A 25,807-nucleotide genomic window follows, 5' to 3' on the forward strand; every position below is an offset into this window, starting at 1 on the left:
GCGCGGCCCGCGTAAAGTGCCGTTTTTCAATGACCGTTTTTCAAGTGCCGATCGGCGAAGTCCAGGTATTGCTGCCAGTCGTAGTCGGTCACGGCGTGTTTGCCGGATCGCAAGTGATAACCGATCGCGCCGCTGGCAATCGGTTGTTCGGCGGCGGGCATCTTGGCCGGCGGTGCGTCACCGCCCATGCCGTCGGTGCCCAGCAGACGGTAGACCGGATCGGCCGCCGCGGCCGCCAGGAATTCGCCCTTGGGATCGGCCCATTGATCCTCGGTCGCACTGGCCACGTAAACCGGACGCGGCGCGATCAAGGCGATCAACTGATGCTGGTCGACCGGACAGGCGGCTTCGTTTTCGTTGTACCGGGTGAACTGGTCACAGAACCAATGCGGGAACGACGTGTTGATGCGTCCCACCGTTTCACCGATCGCACGTCGCGACAGCGCGGCGCCGCCGCAGCCGGAATTGTTGCTGATGACCATCGCAAAACGCGGGTCCGAAGCGCCGGCCCACAACGCGGTTTTCCCCAGACGTGAATGACCGAGCACGGCGACCCTGCTGGCATCGATGCCCAGATCGGTCTCGGCTTCCAGACAATCGAGTCCGCGACTGAGCCCAAAGGCCCAGGCCGCGATGCTGCCCCAACGCGATTCCGGCGCGACGTGGGCGACTTGATCACCGAGCGTGCCATGGATGCCGTTTTGGAACCCGTCGTCGAAGTCCGGATCGATGTCACCGTAATAGATGGTCGCCAACGGATCCGGTAGCGTGTAATCCGGAATTTTTGACTCGTCATAATTGGGTTCAAACCCGCTCACCGACCTGGCGGACGGACCGCAGGGCAAGATGAACATCCAACAACAAGCGATCAAGAAATGTGGGACGGTGAACCTATACATTTCAATCAGCCTCCAAAAAAGTGCGTGCTTCAATCGCCCATGGTGAATCTCGGCCCGAGATTGTAGAACGTCTCGTCGGCGTCATGGACGGTTTCTATCCCCAAAACATGAAGATCCCCAATGAACCAAGCAAACCATCTGATCGGGAACGTGATTTCAGCTTCGGCACGACTCGGACTCGGTTATGCCGAACGAATGCTGACCGATGTCAGCGCCGACCAATTCGCGAGATTTGCGACCGCGGATGGCCGCGTGATCGAGTCCAATCACCCCTGCTTCATCCTCGGTCACCTCAGTTTGTACCCCTCGCGAGTCGTCAGCGAACTGGGCGGGGATGCGTCGGCGATCCAGCCGACGGAGACCTTTCAGAAGGTGTTTAGCAAGGATGCCAAGTGCGTCGATGATCCCGACGGGACGCTGTACCCGAGCATGGACGAAGTCGTCGCGGCGTTTCGCAGCGGTTACGAAAAAGCGATCGATGCCGTCGAGCAAGCCACCGACGATCAGTTCGTCGGCGAGAACCCCAACGAAGCGATGCGGGGCAAGTTTCCGACCATCGGCGCGGCGCACGCCTTTTATTTAGGCGGTCATGTCACCTTGCACATGGGCCAGTTCAGTGCCTGGCGACGGATGATGGGCTTGGGGCCGGCGTAGGGTCGCACGTCCGCACGACTTGCCAGCGGAACGGAGCGAGCGGGCTGTCGGTTTTGTGAGCCGCGACGCGTAAGCGGCCGGGCACTGCGACGAAAGCCCGAGGCCTTACGGCCAGCGGCTCACCATTCACTCAGCAGAACCCGACTAAATCGACAGCCCGCGAGCCATCCGGTGTGGTGAGGAACCGGAGGGCTCGCGCCCTGCCGCTAAAACCTCGCCAAACATGTGAACGAAACGCGTCACCGCGATACCAACCGGACACGCCGACGAGGGCGTGATGAGCTTACTTTCCGATGCAAAATCGGCTGAAGACACGGTCCAAGATGTCATCGGTGTAAACCGCTCCGGTCACTTCACCTAACGCGGAGGCCGCCAGACGGAGTTCGGACGAAACGTATTCATGGCCGTCTCCGCCGCCGACGTAGCCGATGGCCGATGCAATCGCCGTCTCGGCCGCGCGCAGGCTGCCCGTGCAGCGGGCCGCGGTTCCCAGGATCGAAACACCCTCGGAGGTATCCAGGGATTCGATCGCAGCGGTGATTTGCTGCCGTAGCGATTCAATCCCGGCGCCGGTCAACGCGCTGGTGCGGATCCATGGATCCGGCAGATCTTGTTCACCCGAGCAATCGCATTTCGTGGCCACCCACAGATCGATCGCCGGGCGTCGTTTTTCGTCGGCGAGCTGTCGCATCGCGCGGCACGTCGCCTGCCAATCGGACGATGTGTGATCGACACACCACAGCCGGATGTCGGCGTCGCGGCCGGCGCGGTGCGCTTGCAGTTGAGCCTGATGCGAAATCTGTTCCAGGGACGAATCGCCGTCGGCGGTTTCGATCCCGGCGGTGTCGACCAGCACCACGTTGTGGTCGTCCCACTGCATCGGCACGGAAACCACGTCGCGCGTGGTGCCGGCTTGATCGGCGACGATCGCGGCGTCATGACCGGCCAGGACGTTCAGCAGTCGACTTTTGCCCGCGTTGGGTAACCCGCGCAAGGCGATGATCCATTGCGACTTGTCCCGTGTTCGCTGTGTCAATTGTTCCCGCGTCGTGGCCAGCGTGGATCGGATCGAATCCAGCCGTGCGACCAGGTCGTCATCGCTGATGAATTGAATGTCTTCGTCGACGAAATCCAGTCCGGCTTCGACGTCGGCCAACAGGTCCAACAATTGGCTCCGCATGAATTCCATCGGTCGCGAAAGGTTGCCGGCCAGCTGGCGTAGTGCATGATCGAGCGACCCTCGTCCTTCGGCTTCGATCACTCCCAAGACCGCTTCGGCTTGCGTCAAATCGAGCCGGCCTGCCAGGAAGGCGCGCAAGGTGAACTCACCCGGCCGCGCCGCACGAGCACCCAATTCGATGGCACGCCAGACGATCGCGCCCAGAATCGGCATCGAACCGAAGGTGTGGATTTCCAGCGACGGTTGACCGGTGTAGCTCCGCGCCGTCGGCCAGACCAACGCGCGGACGGGGATCTCGCCGAGCGGATGGTCCAAGGCGATCGTGCCGTCGACGCAATGTGCGGATCGATCGCTCGTCGGCTCGATGCCCAGTTGTCGCGCGATCTCCATCGCCTGCACGCCCGAGAACCGAACGGCGCCGCGGGGGGCCGGTGTGGTGGAGGATCCGATCGCGACAATCGTGTCCTCGGTCTCGATAGCGCCGGTGAATCCCATTGCCAGGCGATCAGTGACTGGAAGTGACCGCGGGATCCGGCTTGGATGTCAAGCGCGCGGCTTGGCCCGACGAACGCGACGCCATCGATGCCCCCATGCTGGGGCCGGCCTGCTTCAACGCATCGAGAACCATCGATTGTGTCACGATATCACGCAGCACGATCGGCTTTTCCGGCGCGGTTCCCGGATAGATCGCCAACAACGGGATCGATTTGCTGCCGAATTCCTTTTCCAGCTTTTCGACGATGTCTTCGGGCAGATCGGTCATGTCGGCCAGCATCGGAACCGCATCCAGCTCGTCGAGCAACTCGCTCGTCGGCTGGGTGTCCAGTGCGATCTGGGTGTTCAAAATACAGTTGGGGCACCAGGCCGCGGTGAAGTCGAGCATCACGGTGCGGCCGGCCGCCTGGTGTTCCTGAAGCCGTTCTTCGTCGAACTTTTCCCAGCGGACGTGGTCGTCGGCGACGTACTGGACTTCACCGGGGCCGATCGTCGGAGCCGGGTTGCGTTCCAGGTACGCGAACCCGAACCAGCCGATCGCAACGGCGCTGGCGATGCCGAGGGTCCAGCCTTGCAATCGTTTTTCAATCGTTTGCCACGGCGGGACTTTTCCGATCACCCAGCAGCCGAACCAGACGCCGATCAGTGTCACAAAGACCGCCAATTTTTGCTCATCGCTGAATTGGTTGAAGAAGTAGGCGACGGTTCCCAAGAACAGGAACGCCAAGAACTCTTTCAGCGTCACCATCCAGTTCCCCGGCTTGGGCAGAAAACCGACCAGCGACGGAAACAATCCCAGCAGGATGTAGGGCAGCGACATGCCCAGGCCGACCGTCATGATGACGAGCGCCGATTCGACGGAATTGAGATAGATCGTGTATCCCAGCGCGACGCCGAGGAACGGGCCACTGCACGGCGTCGCCAAGATCGTGGCGAAGGTTCCGGTGAAGAACGCGCCGCTCAACCCTTCTTTGCTCTGCAGGTTTTCTGACGATTTACCGGTCGCCAGCCCCGGTGTCGGCAATTCCCAAACACCCAGGTACGACAGCGCCAGGGCGAAGATCATCACCGTCAATCCCATTCGCACCGGGAAGTAAGCGAACTGTTGGCCCCAGCCGAACGAAAAGACCACCGCCAGCACGGCCAGGCCGGCGAACACGGTCATGATGCCCGCGACATAAGCGAAGTTCAACAGCGCGACGCGGCGGCGGTCTTCGCCGGCCTGTTGAACGAAGCTCAACACCTTGATCCCGATGACCGGCAAGACGCAGGGCATGAAGTTCAAGATGAACCCGCCACAGAGTGCCAACAGCAAAATGAAGGGGAGCGATGCTTTCGGGATGTCGCCGGCCGTTGCGACCGCATTCGGATCGGCATTTTCGGTCGGTTGGGTTTGGGCGACCGGATCGGCCGGCTGCGTCGCGGGTGCGTCGGGGATCGCGTTGTCGGGTGCCGTGATGTTGACGCCGGGTTGCCCAGCCGTCGGTTCCTCCGCGACTTTGTCCAAGTCGTCGACCCACTTCGTTTCCGCCGCCTGATCGATTGCGGTGACAAACTTGGCGGACTTGATCTCCAACGGACCGAGCGTCGCGTCGGCTTCGGCGGCAACCTTCACGACCGCGCTAAATTCGAACGCCATCGGTCGCAGACAACTTTTGTCGGTGCATGCTTGATAGCAGACATAGCCTTGGATCGGATAGTCGCCCGGCGCCGTCCCCGCGGGGACTTTGATCGGCAGCGACCAAGTCACTTGGCCCTTGTAGTACTTGACCGGTGGCGTGTCGGGCACGCCCGGGATGGAGGGGAACAGCGACTTGGAAATGATCGGCTGGTTGGCTTTGGGGGAACCGACCAACAAGCCGCTCTTTTCGGTGACGACAAAGTTGGTCGACGATTCGGAATCATCGACGACGCCCTGGTAGACATGGAAGTCGGCTTCGGGGGTGGCGCGAAAGACCAACTGGCCACGCTCGCCTGCGACGACCGACGAGGACACGCCGGCGGTCCAAGTGACGTCGTAGTCTCCGTCACGAAACGTGGTCGGCTTGGCGTCCGGGGCGGCCAGCAACTTGGCAGCCGTTTCCGCCGCAACGGGGTTCGCCACAAATGATTTTGCCGCGTCGCCGCCTGGTTCGACGGACGTCTTGTCCGGTCCGGCGAAGGTGGCGGTCAGGGTTTCGTTGGCCGGTAAACACGACCCGCTGGTCTGACACACCAACGCGTTGACGTCGACCTTGATCGGGTCTTGGAACCCGGCGGGGATCTTGATCGGAGCCGACCAGCGGACGACGCCTTCGTGTTCTTCGATCGTCACACCCGGGTACACATCCGAGACGCTTTTCGTCGGCGGTTCATCGGGTTTGAACTTGCCGGCAATCGATACCGTCTGGGGAGACGCGATCGAAAACTTGGTCGCCAACGGACCGCCGGGCGGTTGGGTGGTTGAATAGATGTGCCACGCACGACCCACCGTCGCTTCGATGTCCAGTCGTCCCCGCTGACCGTCGGTGACATAGCTGGCCGTCCAACTGACCGGGTCTTGCTGGGCATCGGTCAGCCCGCCAAAACTGATGCCGCCGAAGACGTCACCGGACTGGTCCAGCGCCGATGCATCAAAGGTGCCTTGGGCGAACGCACTCGGTTGACCCGCCGGGACGAGACCGAGCAGTGCCGCACCCAAGACGGCGACACCAAGCACCGCCGCACGAAGCGCAGCCACACCCGACGCAGCGGTGGTGAGCGAAGCCGCCCGGGAGGCTCTGTCCAAAGACGTCGTGGTCATATAGGGATGATTTCTTTTCATAGTGATCGTATCGTCACGGTGATCGCCCCCACGAGTTTACTTGTGGCGGCTAAAAAACGTCAACGTTTCGTTGGTCCATCAACTGATTCGATTAATCGGTCCAGCCGCCGAGACACAAGCTGCAAATCAGGGAATTGTCTCGACTCGCCGACGAGCCAGACGACCCAATTTGCCAAGCTGATCCAGAGTGAGGTCTCGGCGAGCGTCAGTACCAGTGTACGAAACTCTGGAGCATCAAGCTCTGGGATGCCTGACTTTGGGAGACCTGACCCTGGGATGCCGGACGTCGGGTCCGCAGCCGATGCGGCGTCGAACTGGCGGGAGGCCGACTGCCTGAACAATGGCGTTGTGGGCCGGTAATCCGCCAAGATTCGATCGATGGTCTGCGCCGGGGCAATGCGAAACTGTGAAAAACTCGTCGCCCAGCGGGCCAGGTCGACCGCAACGGTGTCGACCCGCAGGGCGTCGAAATCAATGATTCCGACGACTTTTTCCGCTGAAAACAGCATGTGCTCGCGGTGAATGTCCCTGAGAACGTACTGCAGGGGAAACTCCTGGTCGGCCAGCGGCGTCAGGGCGCGGGTCAATCGTGGGGCCGTCGTCGGCCAGCGTTGTTGCAGCAACCGACAGGCCCGGACCAGGGCGGCGGCCACGCTGGGGTGAACCCGGCCATCCAGATCCGTCGCCAGGCAACCGGGCAGATGCTGGTTCAGCCAGGCGAGACGCTGCAGCCGCTCGGCGATCGCGGGGGCGGGTTGATGCCAGCGGCCCAATCGCCCCAACGCATCATGCAAATGGGCAATCGCCACGGCACCCTCGCCGATCGACCGCAGCGGTGCGTCATCCTCAAGCGGCTGTCCGGGCATCCATGTCGCCAGTTCCCAGATTCGTCCCGCGGCGTCGATCGCCAGTGACGCATTTGCTAGCGACGCATTGGCCAACGACGAGCCGTGGGGATCGATCGGTTTGTATTGAGGTAGCAACTCGAGCGTGGATGCGACTGCCGAGACGACCGAGTGGATTTCGTGGACGCGTTCCACGGCGGTGCCATCGGGCCAGCAGCGCAGCACCAGCGTTTCGGATCCGCTGCAACGAAACACCCGCGCGCCGCTGAAGCCGGGCGGCAGCGGCGTGATCGATGTCACACCCTGTCGTTGCAAACCGCTTCGAATCTCTGCAGGGATCATCGTCGAATGGGTTGGAGGGTGCGGCGACCGGAGGGCTCGCGCCCAACGCCATCTCGTTTGACGTCAAGCGGTGTGTTGATTGTTAGCGGTAGGGCGCGAGCCCTCCGGTCTTTCACGATGTTTTTGAAGCCCGACCGGACGGCTCGCGGGCTGTCCATTTTGTGAGCCGCGACGCGTAAGCGGCCGGGCACTGCGACGCTGCCCGAGGCCTTACGGCCAGCGGCTCACCATTGACTCAGCAGATCCCGACTAAATCGACAGCCCGCTCGCGCCGTTCCGCTAACTCCTTCAATGCCAAAGTCGATGGCATAGAAGCATAGAACTCGCGGCTTGCTACTACCGCGACATCGCATCGGCGAGTGCATCGAGCGGGCGTTCGAGTTCCGTGTTTTGGGTGGTCAGCGTGATCAATCGGTGCGGCGCGGCGTCGGCGTCCGAGGGGGCGACATCGATGTGGATCCAAAGTGTTTCCGGCGGCAGCACGGCTTCGACGCGATCGGCCCACTCGATCAGAACCCAGCTGTCTTTGAAATCGAACAATTCTTCCACGCCCAATTCCAAAAACTCGTCTTCGTCGCTCAGCCGATACGCGTCGAGGTGATGCAGCCGAATCGGTCCGGCGGCAAGTTTTGCCTGGTAGCTGCATAGCAGCGTGAACGTGGGACTGGTGACGTCTTCGGGATCGACGCCCATCGCCCCGGCAAGGGCTTGGGTCAACGTCGTCTTTCCCGCCCCGAGCGTGCCGACCAACCCGATGACCAGCTGGGCGGGAAAATGTCGCGTCAGCTGGCCGGCCAATTGGTGGAGCCGTTGAAGGTCGATGTTGTGGAGCGTTCGGGTTGGCATGTTTAAATTGACAGGCTGGAAGCCTCTCCCACTTTGTCGGAAACGATTGGGATCAGGGGATCAACCAGAACGCCCCGGTCATCGCGGCGCCTTGGACCAACGCACCGCGTGCACTGATCGGTACCGGTGGGACGATCCACGGTGCGCAGTTGCCCGGTCGATAATAGCCCAACGCATATTGGCATTCGTTCGGCGGATGGATTCCCATCTTATACGGCAGCACGGCGATGTTGGCGAAGAAGTGGGCCGAGGAGACGACCGGCTGCAACAAGGGGCCGGCGGTGTGTCCGTATCGTTCCAAATTGACCTGTTCAAAGTAACGTGGCTTGCTGCACAGATTCGATGCTTTCCAAGTCATCGTCAGCGGTGACCACGCACGCGGCGTGTAAGCGACTTGCTCGATCAAACATTCTTTGGGCAGTCCCCAGTTTTCCGACAGGTAACCGAGGTCACCTTCGCTGAGTCGCTCGACCGGCAGTTCTTGTTTGCCGCCGTTTTCAGTTTCGATGATCACCTTTTCGTAGGCCAGTTCGACGAACCGTCCGGTGGCGATCACACGTCCTTCAATACTGCTCCACGGGCGAACGGATTGGCGGCTTTCGAATTTCTCACGTTGCCGCTGGTAGTCTTCCGGATCAAACAGATCGGGGCGAAACGGCGGGCTGGGATCCAGTGAGATCTTGTCAATGGTTTCCCGCGCGATGCGGGCCCGAAAGTCTTCGCAGGAGAGCTGGTTGGCTTTCAGCATCGAGGTGTCGCCGGGCTGTCTGGCCTGGGGCGCCAGACCCTCGCGATCGTTTTGTTCGCGTTCGGCTCGGTTCTGGTCGAACGGATTCTCGGTGATGCCAGGTTCTGCGCCACCCCTGTCCGACGGGGAATCGGTTTGTCGGTCCGATGGAGTCTCGATCGCATCCTGGGGCGGGGGGGCGATGGAGGGTGCGGGGATGGCCGGTTCGTCAGCGTCCCCGATTTGTTCATTGGGATCGCTCAGCAGGTCTCGCATCGACGAATCTTGGCCCGGCGACTGTGGGTTGGGAGCGGGTAGGCTGGGCGCGGGTAGGGTCTGTGCGTCGGCCTCCGATCCACGCAGCGCGTTGGGCGGCAGTTGCTCGATCGCCGGCGGTGTCAGTCCGCCCGCGGGCGGTTCGGCCGCCGGCAGATCGGGGAGGCTGAACCCGGGCGCCGGGCCGTCGCCGGTCGCTTGGGTTGCCGGTGCGAGCGCCAGCCGGGCTGTCGCCGCCGAGCGGCGCTGTGGGGCGGCGGCCCGTCGGGGCGTCGATGCTGATTGGGCGGGCGCGTTGAGACCTTCCGCGAAGGGGTTGTTGAAAAAATCGTTGGCCTGTGCGAGCCGCTCCGGTGCGGCCGACGATCCGGTCGGGGGGCGACGGTAGTTTCCGACCGGGGCAGAACCATTGAGCGGGGCAGAACCACTGATCGAGGCAGCGTTGTTCGGCGCCGTGTATTGGGCTTGCCGGATCGACCGCGCGGCGGCGGCGTGTGCAAAGGCGTTGGGTTGGTCCGCCCGCATCGGATTGGCATTCGGCTGGTGGTGGGCGACCTGGGCGACTCGGCCGGCAGCGGTCGCTTGGACCGGGGCCGAGGAGGGGCTGGGTGCGAGATGGCCGGCGGGGGCGACCGCATGATGCGGCCGTGGCGGCATTGCGAACACGTCCTGTTGGGCGGCGTGCTGTGACGCGGCGGGTGCCGGCGGGGGAGTGAGTTTTGAACTCTTGCGCCACCGCAGGTTCCAACCCGGGGTGGTGGTCGAGGCCGGTGATTGGGCCGGTTGTTGGGCCTGGACGTCGGCCGGGCCCCAGGCTGCGACCGACAGGCAAGTCACGGCCGCGACCAGGGTATGCCGGGTCAGGCTTCGCCTAATTCTGGTCCGTCGAGTGGACGTCAGGGCTGTAGTTGGGCGCTTCTTGAGTGATCGCAATGTCATGCGGGTGGTTCTCCCTAACCGTCGCTGCGGAAACGCGAATGAATCGTCCATCGCGTTTCAATTCGTCGATCGTCCTGGTTCCTAAATATCCCATGCCCGATCGCAACCCGCCGACCAGTTGGTAGACGTAATCGCTGAGCGGACCTTTGTAGGGCACACGGCCTTCGACGCCTTCGGGGACCAGTTTTCCGGCCTGGACTCCGCTCTGGCGATATCGATCGCTGCTGCCCTTGACCATCGCTCCCATCGATCCCATGCCACGGTACGTTTTGAAGGTACGACCTTGGTACAGGATGACTTTCCCGGGGCTTTCGCTCAGTCCGGCAAACAAGCTGCCGATCATCACGGTGTTGGCCCCGGCAACGATTGCCTTGGTAATGTCACCGCTGAAGCGAACGCCGCCGTCGGCGATGACAGGTATGTTTTTCTGCTTGGCGACCGCGGTCGCCCTCAAAATCGCGGAGACTTGGGGCACGCCGACGCCGCTGATCACACGCGTGGTGCAGATCGACCCGGGGCCGATTCCGACCTTGATCGCGTCCGCACCGGCATCAATCAGTGCCTGGGCCCCCTCTGCGGTCGCGACGTTCCCCGCGATCACATCGATGTCCCAGCCGGTCTGTGCCTTAATCTCTTTGACCGTCTCGACCACGTTTTTACTGTGGCCGTGAGCCGAATCGACGACCAACAAGTCTACGCCTTGTCGGATCAGTTCCTCGGCACGCTCCAAATCACCCACCCCGATTGCCGCTCCGACCCGCAATCTGCCTTGCGGATCCTTACAGGCACGGGGAAAACGCTTCATCATGTCGATGTCGCGGATGGTGATCAGGCCCGTTAGTTTTCTATCTTCGTCAATCAGCAAAAGTTTCTCGACTCTTTTTGCCGTTAAAATTCGCTCAGCTTCCTCAAGCGTTACATTCCCCGTCCCCGTCACCAGATTCTCACGGGTCATGACTTCGGAAATCGGGAGATCTGGGTCTTCTAGGAAGCGTAGGTCGCGGCGGGTCAGGATTCCGGCCAGCTTGCGGTCCTGGTCCACGATGGGAATGCCCGAGACGTTGGCCTGGTCCATCAGCTCGGCGGCCCGGCTGACCTTTTCACCCGGTTGGAGGGTGACGGGGTCGACGATGATGCCGTTGGCCGATCGCTTGACCTTCAAGACTTCTTTGGTCTGCGCTTCGGTGGAGAGGTTTTTGTGAATGATGCCCAACCCGCCTTCTTTGGCCAGTCCGATCGCCATTTCGGCTTCGGTGACGGTGTCCATCGGGGACGACAGCAGCGGGATTTGCAGACGAATCCGCTGCGTCAGTTGGCTGCTGACGTCGACTTCGCTGGGCACGACGTCGCTGTAACGGGGTTCCAGCAGGACGTCATCGAAGGTGACTCCGGAGTAGCTGATTTTGTCTTCAAACATGCCAAACGTCCTGACCGAGCGAAGCTGGGAAACGGGAAAAGCTTGGCAGTATGACGAAGACGCATCAGTTGCGGAAGTCGCCAAACTAGAGCGGAAATTCTTCTTCCGCAGCGGCTTCGGCGTACAGCGGCATGTGCCGGTAGTAGACTTCCAGGATCATCGTGGCGAACGAGGTCAGGCACAATCGGCCGGCTTCGCTCATGTGGGGGGCCCCGTTGAAATACCAGCTCCCCTTGGCGCCCTTGGATTGATCCTGGGTTTCGACCAGCCAATCCCGCAGCTCGGCGTTGAACTTGTCCCACTCCTTTCCGCCGTGGTGGCGGAGCACCTGAGCGGCGTAGTAGTTGTAATACAGGTCGGGTTTTCTGACGCCGATTTTGGTCAGATGCTTGACGCCCTTCTTGATCCCGGGATGGTTCTTGTCCCAACCGGTGTACATGCGACACAGCAGTCCGACGGCGGTGGTCGCCGGTCGCGGCGAGGCTGAGGGTTTGTTGTAGCCGTAGATCGAGCCGCCGTCACTGGAGACGCGATCGAGGAACAGCGTCGAGCCCTGGATCACGTTGGGCGCGATCATCAGGTGTCCCATGTGCCCGCTCTTGAGCGCCATCACTTGCCAGCCGACGACCGAGGTGTCACCGCCGCTGGAGTCTCGTTTTCCGTAGCGCCAGCCGCCGTCACGGCACTGCGCCAGGGCGATGAAGTTGAGCGCCGCTTGTGCCGGGCCGGCCAGGTCGGGGTCGCCGGTCATCGCGTAGGCTTCGCACAACGTGATCGCGGCCAATCCGTGGTCGTACATGTTGCCGCCGCCGGTGTAATCGATATACGGCAGACCATTCTCTTTGCCGGGTTTGCCGTTTTGAATCAGAAACTTCAATCCGCCCATCACGACGTTCTTGAATTCGCCTTGCAGGTGCGTCTGGCCGGCTCCCATGAAGGGCAGCAGTGCGAGCGAGGTGGCGGCGTTGAGTTGTTTGGCGCGGCTGGGCTTGGTGCAGCCATTGCCGCAGGCGCCGCGACAGACCAGTTCGTGTTGGAAGGTCCAGGCCCCCGCGGTCGGGCCGCTTTTGATCTGGTGTCGTGAGAACCACTTGAGCGCTTCGGTCACGGCCGCTTCACTGCTGTCGGTGCCGCCATACTTGCGGAGCAGTTTCTCTTTCATCTCGGAGCTTCGGCTGCCCATCGGCTTCATGCTCATCGATGTCATCGACTGCAGCGTCGCCGCGGCCGGCGCCATGTCGGCGGCAAAATCGCTCATGTCCAACGGCACCGCGGCGATGTCCATCATGGGCACTTCCATCGCGACCGGTTCGACCATCTCCACCGGGTCGGTGATTTCCACTTCCTCGGTTTCTTCTTCGGCCTCTTCGATCTCGCCGGGATCGAATTCCTCGATCGACAGTTCTTCGATCTCCGGCCCGTCGTCACCGCCGCTGGAGGCCGTCAACACGTTGACGATCTGGATCGGATCGGCGATCGAGACCAAGCCCAGGATCAACAGGATCAACGCGTGGACCAACGTGCTCACGGCCCAGGCGGGCATCGCTTGGAAAAACAAGAACCGGTGCTGGGTTCCGGCCGCTTCCTCCTCGTCCTCGGCTTCCTCCGCGTCGACCAGATCCGCATTCAACACCGCATCGGTGATCGCGCTCTCGTCCGTTTTCGGGTTCTGCGCGTCGGCGTCGCCTAATGCCTTATCGGGATTGGCTGCAGTGCTCACGAAAGCATTTCCTGAAGTCGTACGGGAGAAGAACTCGGGATCACAGCGGCCAGAGATAGCCGGCTGTCTGCCCTAAAGTATAAGCGAAAGAGGGATAATCCAGCACAGTGGAAATCCACATTCTGCAAACGCAAACCCTGCGACATTGTACCCACGGTCGGTTCGTGCCCGATGCATCGCCTGAACGGGTTGGGCCAGCGAATTGGTCCGCTCGATGGGGGGGCTATTCGTCGCCGGAGCGTTCTTTTTCTCGCATCTCCACCCGCAGCGGCTCGAAGTCGGCGATCCGTTTCAGAAAGGCCGGCAGCGCATTGCGAAAGCGTTCGGCGAGCTGAACTTGCTGGGTTCCGTCTTGTTTTCCGATCCAGCCCTGGTCCAAATCGATGACGACCTTGGCATCGGGAAACCGTTTCGCCTCGGGGTCGGAGAACCACAGCGTCATGCACGTCGACTGGGTCAGACGCGATCGGATCGGTTCGTCCCGCACGGATTCCCAGATGTAGCTGCGGTCATCGAGCAGCAGGTGTCGGAGGTGGCCGAGCCCCGGCATGCCGGTCAAACGCACCGGTTGGATTTCCGATGGCGGTTGCTCCGGCTGGGAAATCAGATGGATTTCCGCCGCCAGTTGAAAGGCTTCGATCACCTCGGGCCCCCAAAATTGCGGGCTCTGCTCCAGCCGTGTCCGCCGTGCCCAGATGCTCAGTGCGGCCCCGGCGATCCCGAACAGCACGACGCCGACGCCGAGCAGGATCCCCCGCCGCGTGTACTCGACGCGGGGGTCGTTGAACTTGTCGGCGTGTGGGTCGCTGTGGTCGTCGGTTGCAGAGGTCATCGGTTAAACTGCCGGGAAATGAGAGGGGAGATCGAAATCGAATCGCTCACCGAGTCCACTTGGATGACAACACCATGAAACCAGACCTTGCCACCGATCGGGATGAAAGCACCGTTTTAGTCGACTTGGGTGATCGTAGTTATCCAATTCACATTTCCACAGGGGCAACCGGGCGGATTGCCGCTGCGCTGGAAAAAACACTCGGTCAGACCAGTCACGCGCTGCTGATCCATGACGCCGCCGTCGAGCCCTGGGCGGAGGCCGTGGCCGCCCAAATCCGCAGCGACACCCTGCGTGTGGACATCGCGTCGGTGCCTTCGGGCGAGCCCAGTAAGTCGATCGCCCAGTACCAGGAACTGCTCGATTGGATGCTTGAGCGGGGCGCGGACCGACGCAGCGTGGTGATCGCCGTCGGCGGCGGAGTGATCGGAGATCTGGCGGGATTCGTCGCCGCTTCCTTCGCCCGCGGCATCCGTTTCGTGCAAGTCCCCACGACCTTGTTGGCGATGGTCGACAGCAGCGTGGGCGGCAAGACGGGGATCAACCTGTCGGGCGCAAAGAACATGGTCGGCGCGTTCTGGCAACCCGAACTGGTTTGGATCGACACGCTGGCGATGAAGACCTTGCCCGACCGCAGTTACCTGAGCGGACTGGCCGAAGTCATCAAGTATGGCGTGATCGATGACGCCGCATTCTTCGACGATCTGGAATCCAACGCGGCCGCGCTGGTCGAACGAGATCCCGAGGTGTTGCGGTACGCGATCCGGCAAAGTTGTCTGTCCAAGGCACGCGTGGTCGGTGAAGACGAACGCGAAACCAGCGGCCGACGGGCGATCTTGAATTACGGACACACCTTCGCCCACGCCATCGAGGCCACAGCCGGTTATGGAACCTTGCTGCACGGAGAAGCCGTCTCGATCGGAATGCAAATGGCCGCGTCGCTTGCGATCCAATTGGACCTTTGCGACCCCGGCGTGCTGGAACGTCAAACACAGTTGTTGCAAGCTTGTCGGTTGCCGATCACGTTCCCCGCCGCCGACGCCGCAGCCATGCTGCCGGTGATGATGCGCGACAAAAAGGTGGCCCACGGCAAGTTGCGGTTCATTCTGCCGACCAAGATCGGACACGTCGAACTGGTCGGCGACGTCGATCCCGCCGAAGTCGAAACGGCGATCCGGGCACATCGCTAAACGAGTTGCAGGGACGTCGATTTTTTTACTGCAGGATTTGGCAACCGATTCAGTTTCTCTCCCTCTGGGGGTTCTTCGCGGATTTTAGTGGCTGCTCTCGGATACTCGGGGAAGGTTTTTTGAGGGATGACTGCGATGTCCGATGGTTCTGTTCGGTCTGATGGCGAAGCCAGCTGTAGCGGAGACGGGCTCTGCGGAGGAGCAACCCGCCTCGGAATCACCTGGTCTGCGATGCGGCGAAGGTGCTTGTTGCCCTCCACCGGCCCGCGTCGCCGGAGGGGCGTTTGAACCGAGCGGTTGTCGTCCAACACCCATTCGGACATCGCAGCAATGCCTCAAAAAACCTGGGTCCTGAGTGATTAGCCATTAAAATCCACGAAGAACCCCCTCTGGGAAAGACGGCGTTTGCGCAGCAAGCAAACGCCGGAGAGGGCCGGCGGCTCGCGAAAGTCTCGACGGCCTGCACACCAACACTCCTGCCCGTGCCATTGGGACCGTTACCTTAAAACCTCTCTCGCCGTCTGCCGGCAGGCATTCGCATAAGACGACCCGAATAGATTCAAATGGTTCAGCTGGTGGTACAGCAGGTAGATCGCCACCCGCCGCCGCCAACCGTCCGCCATCGGCCACTCGTCTTCGTACGCCTGCTCGAATTCGCCAGGGCAGTTGCCAAACCATTTGATCATGCCCCATTCGGCCTCGCGGCATCCGCGGTACACCGCCGGGTCGATCAACACCGGTTGCCCCGCATCTTCAAACAGGTAGTTCCCGCTCCACAAGTCACCGTGCAGCAGCGAGCATTCGTCGCCGCGCCCGGCCAACAGGTCGTCCATCCGGGCGATGATTCGATCGCAGTCGGATTTCAAACGCGCATCGGCAAGCCCCTGGTCGGTGGCCCAGCGGATCTGAAAACCGATCCGCCGCGTCGCCACAAATTCGGCCCACGAATCACAGGCCCCGTTGGGCTGCTTCGCCGACCCGAGATAATTGTCTTCGGGCCATCCGAAACGTTCGCCCGCGGTGGCTCGATGCAGTCTGGCCAGCTGCCGCCCAAAATCGGAAAATCGTTCCGGCGACGGTCCCGATGGATCGGTGGGGATGAATTCCATCGCCAAAAATGCTTGATCGCCGACGACATCGACGGCGAACACTTGCGGCACGCGGATCACGTTGGCGTCGGCTAATGCCTGCAATCCGCGGGATTCACAGCGAAAATTCGAAACCATATCCGCCGAGTTGCGTTTGATCACAAGCCGGGTCGGCGGTTCGGGCGGCCCGTGATCGGAAAATTTTTCCCAAGCTTTCACGTCGTCACAACGAATCGTCACGACCGACGCCTCGCTGATGCAACCGCCACCGAGCGGCCGTTGATCGACCACCTCCAGCGGCACGTCCAGCAATTGGGGGAGGGAGTTTGAAAGCATGGTGCGAGCTGGAGGTTTCCAAAAAAAGAATGAAACCTGACGGTGTCCTGATCGGTATTCTAACAAGGACGCCAGAACCGCCCCTGAAACGCCATTCCCGAATAAAGATGCAGCGACCTCAACTGAATGTAAACCTGATCGTGTCGGCCGCCTCGTGTATCGGCCTGTTCGTCGGATCGTGGATCGCACCCGCGGCGGCGGCCGAGCCCGTGGCCGTTTCCGCGTTCGGCACCCAGTTGACGCGCATCGATCTGGATGACTACCGCGGCCGGCGGTGGCAGCTGCAGGATTTTGAATCCGATTCAATCCTGGTCGTCGCCTTTCTGGGCACCGAATGTCCGTTGGCCAAGCTCTACGCCGTGCGTTTGCAATCGATGCACGACGAGCTTTCCGAGGCCGGTGTTCGGATCCTCGGCGTGATGAGCAACCGGCACGATTCACTGTTGGAGATCGGCTCGTTCGCCCAGCGACAGAACCTGACGTTTCCGATCGTCAGAGACGCCGGCGGGCGATTGGCCGACCAGCTGGCCGCCAAACGGACGCCGGAAGTGTACGTGTTTGATGCCAAGCGGCGGCTTCAGTATCGCGGCCGTGTCGACGATCAATATGGCATCGGCTACGTCCGCGACGAACCGCGTCGCCATGATCTCCGCACCGCGCTGGATGAGTTGATCGACGGGAAACCGGTTTCGGTTCCCACGACCGAGGCGGTGGGCTGCATCATCGGCCGGAAAAAGACGGTTCACAGTGATGCGTCGGTGACCTATGGCGGTCAGGTGGCGGCGATCCTGAATCGCCACTGTGTCGAGTGCCATCGCGAGGGCGAGATCGCTCCGTTTGCGTTGACCGACTATGAAGAGGTCGCCGGATGGGCGGACATGATCGCCGAAGTCGTGCGCGATCAACGGATGCCGCCCTGGCACGCGGACCCCGACCACGGTCACTTTGCCAACGCCAGGCAGATGAGCGACGAAGAAAAACAACGGCTCTATGATTGGGCCGAGGCCGGCGCACCGGCCGGTGACTTGAGCGATCTGCCGGTGCCGCCGGCGAAGGTGGCTCTCTGGCAATTGCCGCGCGAACCCGACTTGGTCTTCAACATCAGCCCCCAACCGTTCGAGGTTCCCGCCGAGGGCGCCGTGCGTTACCAGTACTTTCGCGTCGATCCGAAACTGGACCGTGACGTCTGGATCGAAGCGGCTGAATTGAAGCCGGGTAACCGCAGTGTCGTGCACCACATCCTGGCGTTTGCCGTCCCCAAAGGACAACGCCGCGGGCTGGATGGCGCCCGGGGATTTTTGGTCGGATACGTTCCCGGCGCTCGCGTCGAACCCTGGCCGGCCGGTCACGCCAAACGCATTCCCGCCGGCAGCGAGTTGATCTTTCAAGTGCATTACACGCCGATCGGAACGGTCGCGCACGATCAAAGTGAACTGGGGATCTGTGTCAAGGATGACGCAACGGTCACACACGAGATCGTGACGACCAGTGCGGTCCAGACCCGGTTCGCGATTCCGCCGGGAAAGGCAGATCACCCGGTTGCCGCAGCGAGCCCCAGATTTCCGGCCGGGGCGAAATTGTTGAGTCTGAGTCCCCACATGCACGTCCGTGGCAAATCGTTTGAGTATGCGATCGAATCCACCGGCGAGCGTGTGTTGTCGATCCCGCAGTACGACTTCAATTGGCAAACGACCTATGTGCTCCAGCAGCCCCTGCCGCTGAAGGAAGGCGACCGCATGCTGTGTCGCGCGGTGTTCGACAACAGTGAAGGCAACCTGAACAATCCCGACCCGACGGCGACGGTGACTTGGGGGGATCAGACGTGGGACGAAATGATGATCGGCTACTATCATCTGTCCGTCCCACGCGCCGGCGACGTGTCCGGCCCCACTCAAGCCGAGCTTCGTCGGGCGGCGGTCCAGCGCGCCATTCGTTTGGCGACGTTTGATCGCATCGACCGCGACAAGGATGGAAAGCTGACCAAGGCACAAACGCCGCGCAATCTGCACAAGGTGTTTGAGGAATTGGACGCCGACGGCGATGGAATCCTGACCCGTCAAGAAGCCGAAACGAAGTGATTGCGTTGGTCTGTTCTTGACGATCCACCGATTCTGGCGAAATGGCAATCCTCGCTGGACGATCGGTCATCTTGCAGCGTCGTGGGCGGCGGAACATCCGGAAAACTTATTCCCGTCGGGGGGGCGGATCACAGGCGCGGTCCGGGCGTTTACAATTCTCTTGGGCCGCTTGTCGTCAGCGGCCAAACGATCCTGGGTTCAGCAGCAACGAAAAGTGGAATCGGCCGATTGGGCGTTCAGCGAGCATTTCAAGAGTCCGAGTTGATCGATCGGGCACTCGCAGGTGACCGTTCGGCATTTGCCGAATTGGTGCGTCAGAACCAAGACCGCTTGTTTGCTTCGATGTTGCAGGTGACCGGTTCGCCCGAAGAGGCCGAAGAGGCGTCGCAAGAGGCGTTCATTCGGGCGTTCGTCAAACTGGACACGTTCCAACGCAACAGCCAGTTCTTCACGTGGGTCTATCGGATCGCGTTCAACAGCGCGTTGACACTGCGGCGAAAAAAGAAAGCGCGCGTCTCGCTCGATCAGCTTCGTGAAGAAAGCGGGATGGAAATGGGCGGCGATGACGAAGGCGTCGACGAGGCAATGCTGCGTGACGAACGCGTGTCCCTGGTCCGCCGCGCGATCGACACCCTGACCGAAGAGCATCAAAAGATCTTGGTGCTGCGCGAGATGGATGAGTTCGCCTACGAAGAGATCGCCGAGATCTTGGAGATCTCCATCGGGACCGTCCGCAGTCGCCTCAGCCGGGCGCGACGCCAATTGAAGCTCGCGATCGAGTCGATCGAAAAGGGTGGCTAGGTGTCGATCGGAGGCAAGGTGGGATAGGCTTCCAGCCTGTCGTTTCGAAATCGACAGGCTGGAAGCCTATCCCACTTTTTGCCCGCTACTTCACCAAATAGCTGGCCGTGTAATACGCCTGGGGATGCAGCAGTGGTTGACCGTCGGCGTTTTTGATCTTGTCGCACAGAAACTCGTGGACGTGTCCGCGTTGCAGCCCGTCGACGACCAGGCGCACCTTCCTGCGGTCTTCCGAAACGGTTGCCGATCGAATCGTCGGTTGTGTGTGGTCGACCTCGGGACTGCCGTATTGCGAACGGTACTCGTACGTGTAGGTCTGCAGTTGATAGGTTGCCGGATCGATCACCGAACCGGGGTCCACCGGCTGAGTGAATTCGAGTTCAAAGCCATCGGGTTGCAAGCGGATGGCGAGGATTTCGAAGGGCGTCTTTCCCGTCCAGTCCAACCGCTCGATGGCAAACGGCCGCGGCCCGACCGATCCCCAGCCGCGGTTGGTTCCGCCGACGAACAGCGAACCATCAGGCGTCATTTCGACTCCCACGTTCCCCGACGCGAACCCGGAACGAAACGGAAAACAAACGCCTTGCACGTGTCCGTCGACCTCTTCCAAAAACACCCGCATGATGGTGCTGGCCGATTGGTCGGCGACGAACAGCTGGTTCTGGAACGGGCCGAACTTGCCGCCGGTCGTGTCGCAGGCGATGCCCGAGGCGCTCTTTCCCATCTTGTTGTACGGAAACAGCACCGTCGGCATGTCCAGCTCGGCGATCCGATCGGCTTCGATGTGCAGTCGCGAACCGCTTTCCGGCTCGACCGGTTTCGGGCCCATCGTCGATTCGGCATCGGCGTACCATTTCAACCCACCGGGGTGGCCGACGAATTTTCCTTGCCGTAGCGGTTTCAAGGCACAGGTTCCGTTCCACGGACCCTGGTTGTCGGTGTAGTACCAGCGTCCCTGGGCGTCGGCAGCGATGCCGGCAGGGGATCGCACACCGCTGGTCATCGGCAGCGTTTTGCCGTCCGGCGTGATCTTCATCGCCCAGCCGCGAAAGGGAACGTCGCTGTTGAACGATCCGGTCAAGCAAAGTGTGACAGCCATGTTGCCGTCTTTGTCGAATTTGGATCCGAAGGCGTATTCGTGGTAATCGGTGGACACGCCCCAACCGTCGGCGACCGTTTCAAAAACGTCCGCCGCCCCGTCGCCGTTTTCATCGCGCATCCGAGTGACTTCACAGCGTTGGGTCGCGTACAGCCAGCCCTCGCGCCAGGCCAAGCTGAGCGGTTCATGCAACCCGCGGGCGAAGAACGAAAACTGATCCGGGCCGACCGTTTCCGCGAGCGGGTCGGCGATGCGAAAGATGTCGCCGCGGCGGCTGCAAACCGCCATCGAACCGTCGGGCATCCATTGGAAACCACAGGCCTCGATGACTTCACCGACGGGCGTTTCGAAGGTCGTGATGGTGTAGTAATCGGATTCTTTGGCCGATTGCGCCGACGTGATCGTCGCGACCGACAGCACGGCCACGATGGCGATCGGAAGGGGAGACTTCATGGAGAGCACTTCACGGAGAGCATGGTGTGTAGGTAGGAAGACGCGTTACCACTGAAGGATTTGCGTGACGGTCACGGTATTGCTTGCCGGCAACCGGGCGCGCAATTCGCTGCGGCCGTCGACCGAAACGATCTCGCACTCGGCACCGCGGACGGACAGTTTGAGCGGCCCGATCTGATACAGGTCGTCGCCTGCGGTTTCAATCGTGGCCGCCTGGGCGATCCGCCAGATCAGTCCCGGCGACTGGTCATCGGAGACTCGCGTGATGGTCAGTTGTCGTTCGAATCCGCCGGGACCGAGGGGCCGAATCGAATCGGTCACTCGGGCGTCGTCGATGGAATACAGGAACGTCGGGTTGCCGCCTTCGTCCAGTCGGTAGCCGCCGAATCGATAACCGAGTTCGCGTCCCGATTCGCCGGGCCACGTCATGTCGATCGAATCACCGTGTGCCAGCGGCGTCCAGGGTTCCAGGGTGTGGATCGAGTCGCCGGCCGGCGTGGTGCGGCCCTGTCCGCGCCCGGTCCAGTGCCGAGCCGCATCGATGAACTCGTGCTTCCAAACCGAATTCAGTCCCATGCGTTCGGCGTCCCAGATCAAATTGACTTCGCCGGGAAAGCCGACGGCGATGCCGCGACCGGACACGCCTTCGAAGAAGTTGCGATAGATCCTGGGACGCTCTGCGGCCGCCAGCAGGATCGCGCCGACCCGCAGCCCGGGCGGTTCTTTGGCGGATGTCCCGGCGGCTAAATAGGACCACATCGCGGCGACTTGCTTGGCGGGATCGCCATGGTACAGGCTGGTGAACGAGCTTTTGCCGTCGGGAAAGCTGTTGGGCATTCGCGTGCCCGGCCGGTACTTCGTCGGGTCTTGCAGGTAGCGGTTGAACCAGTCGGCCCGCAGCCGTTTGGGCATCGCCAACAAATCGATCACGCCGATCCCGCCGCCTTTGACGTCGTTGTAGGAGTGGCACTTGATGCAGGACAGCCCGGTGGCCCCGACGAGTTTACGGCCGTCGTTGACATGCACCTGGTCCGCCAACTCGGACAGCGCCGCGTCGTCGCTGGAACCTTGGCGATCCAATCGCACCAGGCTCTGGTGCAGCAGATCCAAGTGGCCGGCGCCGAAGCCCGGCATGCGGGTCAACATGTAGGGGCGTTCGTTGGCACCGGCGGCAAACAGATCGGTCAGGTAGTCCGACTTCAACTTGTCGCCGACCCCATCGAGCGGCGGCGGCAAACGGCTTTCCCAGCCCATTTCGGCCGTCGTGGTTTGGAACGATGCATCACGTGCCGCTTCGGGACCGCCGAACTCACCGCGTCGATGACAGGCATAGCAATTCAGTCCCGCCATCGTCAGGTGGACGAGGTCGGCGTCGGTGATCGAATGGGCCGAGGAGTGTTGTTTCTTTCGCAGCTCGATCGCGCGTTCGATGGCCAGCCGTTGTCGCGGCGACAGGTGAAAATCGACCGCGGGCCTGGAGACCGAGTTGGCGAGACATCCGCGGTCCGTTCGCACGTCGGCCAGCCCTGGGATCTGTCGCGCCGCCGGGCGTGTCGATTGAAATTCGTGACAGGAGGCGCAGCCGGTCGACTGGAACAATTGTCGGCCGCTGTCGACCGAATTCGGATCCGGGCGGAACTCGCTGGCCAACAACGGACCGGAGTCTTCTTTGCCGTCGGTGATGACTTCGCGGAGCGGAACCCGGCCGAGCAATGGGTCCTCGACATGAGCTTCCAGCCCGACGCCTCCGCCTTTATTGAACCACTCGATGCGGACGGGATAGATTCCCGCGGCCAGTTCAAACGTGGCCTGTTTGGTCACGACCGGGTGAATCCCATCGTTGTCGATTTGGTGGGGGCCGATGATCAATCGCGAGCCGTCGTCGCTGGCGATCGAGAACGGATACCGGCCGGCGGCGGCGATCCGAATCTGTGACTCGAACACCATCGCGGTGTTCGCCGGATCGCCGTCGTGTTTGAGTTGCAGATCCGAAACCAGGTCTTCGGCGACGGGAGTCAAGGCATCGAAATCGGGCAGCCGCTCCCACTGGCCCTTGTAGATTTGACGGCGGAATTTGGCATCGCTTGCCCGCTCGGTGACGTTTCGCGTGAGATAACTGGCGATGGCATACGCGTCGCCCATGGAACCGACCAACGAGGGCATGCGGGCGCCTTGGCGGACGGCGTGGGGCTGGGCGATCAGTTGGGCAAGTGAATCGACGGTGTACTTCGCGTCGACTTGACCGAGCGGGACGGTCGTGGCCCTCGGCGTCTCGGTGCCGTCAAAGGCGGCGTGACAGGCGACGCAGCCGACGCGGTGATAAAGTCTTTTGCCGCGTTTGACGGCGCTCGGTTTGGCGGGCCGGTCGGTCAGATCCGAGGGGTTTCCGGCCAACAACAGGTAACTGGCAATCGACGCCGCGGCGGTGTGACGTTGTTGGGTGTTGAGCCCCATCCAGGGGTCGGGCATCGTCGTCCCGGTTTTCGCCTTGTGGGGATCGGCGATCATGTCGACCAGGGCATCGGGACGCACTCGCCGACCCACGTCCGACAGCACGGGCCCTTGCTTGATCGGCAAAACGCCTTCGGCACCGTCGTGGCACGAGACACATCCGAGCGTGCTGATCAGCAGTTCGCCGCCGAGACCTTGGGGATCCTCGCGGCCGGCGAAAAATCGTTCAAAGCCGGGGACGATCGGCCGGGTCGCTTCACGGGCAGCGTCGCGTGGGACCAGCCAGATGTTGCGAAACCGAACCGGGTTCCCATGGTCCTGCAACACGATCGGCCCGTCGTCGGGGCCTTCACGGAATTTCGCCGCGGTGGTGCTGTTGGGAACGGCGACATCGTTTTGCACGGTGACTCCGTTCAGCCGGACCGTCATCCGCGCGTCGGAGAGTTTGGTGTTTCCCTGGTACCGCGCGGCGGTGAAATCGACGTCATAGGTTTGCCACTGCATGGGCGGCAAGCAGGCGTTGAAGTCGGGGGCCTTCACGCCGTAAATGCCACCGGTTTCGTTCGCCGCGCCGGAGAGCCCGAACGAATCCAGAATCTGTGTTTCGTAGCGTCCTTGGTGGTACACGCCGCTGTTGCCGCGCGCCTGTCCGCTCGCCTCGGGCATCCAGGGCGTGCGAAATTCAAGGTGCAATGTGTAGTCACGAAACGACTGCTTGGTTTCGGTGCCTTGCTGCAACAGGCCGTCCTCGGAAAGGACTCCGCCGTTCCACTGGGCCAGCGACTCTTGGGAACCGTCGAACAAGACAATGGCGTCCGGCGGCGGGGTGGCGCCCCGCGAAGGTGGTGTGCGCTCCACGCGTTCCAGTTCCAGGGAATCGGCCAAGTCGGCGACCGTGTCTTCGTCGCCGTCCAAGCGGCGCGGCGGGTTGGCCGACCCCGCGATGCGATCGAGTGCGACGTCGTACACGATGATTTCGAACTCGCCGTCGCCCACCGCAATCACTTGCATGCTGCGGTGATCCCCCGTGTATTCACCCTGGACGGTGAAGTCGGGGTCCGTCCTGTGATCCTGCGATGACGTGGGGTCTTGGGAGTGGGCCGGCAAGACGCTGACGGCAAAAAAACAAGCGAGTGTCACGCATGGAGACGCAAAACACGATGACGCAAAACGCATGGACGGTCGACGGATAGGAAGATGATCGTAGGCTGAATTGGATTGCGTCACAGCATACACGAACCGATCAATGATGGTACGGGATGATCTCGCGCCCGTTGACCGACGCCTGGGCGCGATGGATCTCTAAATCCAAACTGTAATCCATCAGCGTGACACGCCCGTCGGCGAATGCCACATTCCAACCACTGTGATGCGTCGCGCCGAAGTCATGGCATTCCAAGCAGTTTTCCCGCGAGTCCATTTTGGGCGATCGAGCCGCATAGCGGACATAGGAATGGGAGGAGATGGGGACTTCGTGGTAGCCCGCGATCGGTGAGCGGTCGCCGAACCCGTCTCCGGATTCCAGCTTGTTCAGGTCCATCGCCTTTTCGCCGACCAGGTAGGTATTGCTCAGCCCGTCAAAGATGCTGTTGAATCGCGTCCGCCGGCCGAGCACCCAGACGCCGTCGTGGGTCAACTTGATCGCGGGCGCTTCGTTGCTGTTGGGGGTGGCGCTGTGATCGATGACGGCCGAGCCGCCGTTCATCGCGTAATCGTTGCGCGCCCCGGCATCGCCGTAACGAAGGTTGTACGGTTCCAGTAGCGGATACGGCTCGGCATCGCGGCGCGAGGGGCAATGCAACGTTTCGACGGGAACACGAACCAGCGATTGAATCCGATCCGACGGCGTCACGGACAACGACCGAGCGAGTGGTTGGATCTTGGTCGCCAGCTGTGGTTCTTCCAGATAAAGCAACACCTGTGTGATCCAGGTCCCCCCGCCGAGGTTGGTTCGAAAACGATTTTCCCGCTGCGTGATCAGGTAGCCGGGGCGCTCTCCCCCGTAGCCCGGCAACGACTTGAACGCCGATTCGTAGTTGTGACATGCCAAAGCGACTTGTTTCAGCCGGTTCTGGCACTGCATCACGCGGGCGGCTTCACGGGCGGCCTGGACGGCGGGCAACAGCAAGCCGACCAGGATTCCGATGATCGCGATCACCACCAGCAGCTCGACCAGGGTAAAGGCGTGGCGCGACGCGGCGTTGCGGCTCAGGCGGGGCGGTAAATTCAAAACATCAGAAGCCGGCATCGCAACAAACCTGACAGAGTTCGGCTGACGAGCGTCTCGCGCAAAGGCCATAGGTTATAGGTGATCGATCAGCGGTTCTGCAAAACCT

Annotated in this window: 17 protein-coding genes; 4 read left to right on the plus strand and 13 right to left on the minus strand. The window is 61.6% G+C overall.

Annotated features, from left to right (window positions below; genetic code table 11):
* Positions 1 to 26: 26 nt before the first annotated feature.
* Positions 27 to 899 carry a glucuronyl esterase domain-containing protein gene (locus tag Enr13x_RS01130; protein ID WP_145384318.1) on the minus strand — a complete coding sequence of 291 codons (873 nt, stop codon included), beginning with the start codon at positions 897 to 899 and terminating at the stop codon, positions 27 to 29.
* A gap of 120 nt (positions 900 to 1,019) precedes the next feature.
* Here Enr13x_RS01130 and Enr13x_RS01135 point away from each other — a divergent pair, with 120 nt between their 5' ends.
* Complete coding sequence (locus tag Enr13x_RS01135) at positions 1,020 to 1,553, plus strand: DinB family protein (RefSeq protein ID WP_231744031.1); 534 nt, start codon at positions 1,020 to 1,022, stop codon at positions 1,551 to 1,553.
* A 283-nt stretch (positions 1,554 to 1,836) separates the two neighbouring features.
* On the opposite strand, the gene Enr13x_RS01140 is transcribed toward Enr13x_RS01135, so the two are convergent.
* From Enr13x_RS01140 to Enr13x_RS01175, 8 genes are all read right to left on the minus strand, one after another.
* Entirely contained in the window at positions 1,837 to 3,228 is a 1,392-nt protein-coding gene (locus tag Enr13x_RS01140) for a tRNA modification GTPase (protein ID WP_145384319.1), read from the minus strand.
* 10 nt (positions 3,229 to 3,238) lie between these two features.
* The gene (locus Enr13x_RS01145) at positions 3,239 to 6,010 is read right to left on the minus strand and encodes a protein-disulfide reductase DsbD family protein (protein WP_197455691.1); all 2,772 of its coding nucleotides are present in this window, start codon (positions 6,008 to 6,010) and stop codon (positions 3,239 to 3,241) included.
* 80 nt (positions 6,011 to 6,090) lie between these two features.
* The gene (locus tag Enr13x_RS01150) at positions 6,091 to 7,218 is read right to left on the minus strand and encodes an aminoglycoside phosphotransferase family protein (protein WP_145384321.1); all 1,128 of its coding nucleotides are present in this window, start codon (positions 7,216 to 7,218) and stop codon (positions 6,091 to 6,093) included.
* 336 nt (positions 7,219 to 7,554) lie between these two features.
* Positions 7,555 to 8,064, minus strand: coding sequence for a tRNA (adenosine(37)-N6)-threonylcarbamoyltransferase complex ATPase subunit type 1 TsaE (gene tsaE, locus Enr13x_RS01155; RefSeq protein ID WP_145384322.1), 510 nt, complete (start codon positions 8,062 to 8,064; stop codon positions 7,555 to 7,557).
* Positions 8,065 to 8,116: 52 nt separating this feature from the next.
* Positions 8,117 to 9,904, minus strand: coding sequence for a hypothetical protein (locus tag Enr13x_RS01160; RefSeq protein ID WP_145384323.1), 1,788 nt, complete (start codon positions 9,902 to 9,904; stop codon positions 8,117 to 8,119).
* A gap of 34 nt (positions 9,905 to 9,938) precedes the next feature.
* Positions 9,939 to 11,423, minus strand: coding sequence for an IMP dehydrogenase (gene guaB, locus Enr13x_RS01165; RefSeq protein WP_145384324.1), 1,485 nt, complete (start codon positions 11,421 to 11,423; stop codon positions 9,939 to 9,941).
* An 85-nt stretch (positions 11,424 to 11,508) separates the two neighbouring features.
* The gene (locus tag Enr13x_RS01170; protein ID WP_231744032.1) at positions 11,509 to 13,143 is read right to left on the minus strand and encodes a prenyltransferase/squalene oxidase repeat-containing protein; all 1,635 of its coding nucleotides are present in this window, start codon (positions 13,141 to 13,143) and stop codon (positions 11,509 to 11,511) included.
* Positions 13,144 to 13,366: 223 nt separating this feature from the next.
* Positions 13,367 to 13,975: a hypothetical protein gene (locus tag Enr13x_RS01175; RefSeq protein ID WP_145384325.1), complete on the minus strand. Its 609-nt coding sequence runs from the start codon at positions 13,973 to 13,975 to the stop codon at positions 13,367 to 13,369.
* A 74-nt stretch (positions 13,976 to 14,049) separates the two neighbouring features.
* Between Enr13x_RS01175 and aroB the strand changes: the two genes are divergently transcribed.
* Entirely contained in the window at positions 14,050 to 15,165 is a 1,116-nt protein-coding gene (gene aroB / locus Enr13x_RS01180; RefSeq protein WP_145384326.1) for a 3-dehydroquinate synthase, read from the plus strand.
* 497 nt (positions 15,166 to 15,662) lie between these two features.
* Here aroB and Enr13x_RS01185 read toward each other — a convergent pair whose 3' ends face one another.
* Complete coding sequence (locus Enr13x_RS01185; protein WP_145384327.1) at positions 15,663 to 16,589, minus strand: fructosamine kinase family protein; 927 nt, start codon at positions 16,587 to 16,589, stop codon at positions 15,663 to 15,665.
* Positions 16,590 to 16,696: 107 nt separating this feature from the next.
* Between Enr13x_RS01185 and Enr13x_RS01190 the strand changes: the two genes are divergently transcribed.
* Both Enr13x_RS01190 and Enr13x_RS01195 read left to right on the plus strand, forming a co-directional pair.
* Positions 16,697 to 18,667: a redoxin domain-containing protein gene (locus tag Enr13x_RS01190; RefSeq protein ID WP_145384328.1), complete on the plus strand. Its 1,971-nt coding sequence runs from the start codon at positions 16,697 to 16,699 to the stop codon at positions 18,665 to 18,667.
* A 228-nt stretch (positions 18,668 to 18,895) separates the two neighbouring features.
* Positions 18,896 to 19,468, plus strand: a complete 573-nt coding sequence (locus Enr13x_RS01195; protein ID WP_231744033.1) for an RNA polymerase sigma factor — start codon at positions 18,896 to 18,898, stop codon at positions 19,466 to 19,468.
* Positions 19,469 to 19,553: 85 nt separating this feature from the next.
* On the opposite strand, the gene Enr13x_RS01200 is transcribed toward Enr13x_RS01195, so the two are convergent.
* The 3 genes from Enr13x_RS01200 to Enr13x_RS01210 all read right to left on the minus strand — a co-directional run bounded on the left by Enr13x_RS01200 (position 19,554) and on the right by Enr13x_RS01210 (position 25,719).
* Complete coding sequence (locus Enr13x_RS01200; protein WP_145384329.1) at positions 19,554 to 21,020, minus strand: DUF7133 domain-containing protein; 1,467 nt, start codon at positions 21,018 to 21,020, stop codon at positions 19,554 to 19,556.
* A 45-nt stretch (positions 21,021 to 21,065) separates the two neighbouring features.
* Complete coding sequence (locus tag Enr13x_RS01205) at positions 21,066 to 24,611, minus strand: family 16 glycoside hydrolase (protein WP_231744034.1); 3,546 nt, start codon at positions 24,609 to 24,611, stop codon at positions 21,066 to 21,068.
* Between the two features lie 103 nt (positions 24,612 to 24,714).
* Positions 24,715 to 25,719 carry a DUF1559 domain-containing protein gene (locus Enr13x_RS01210; RefSeq protein ID WP_145384331.1) on the minus strand — a complete coding sequence of 335 codons (1,005 nt, stop codon included), beginning with the start codon at positions 25,717 to 25,719 and terminating at the stop codon, positions 24,715 to 24,717.
* Positions 25,720 to 25,807 lie beyond the last annotated feature (88 nt).

The sequence above is a fragment of the Stieleria neptunia genome (assembly GCF_007754155.1).
Taxonomy (GTDB): domain Bacteria; phylum Planctomycetota; class Planctomycetia; order Pirellulales; family Pirellulaceae; genus Stieleria; species Stieleria neptunia.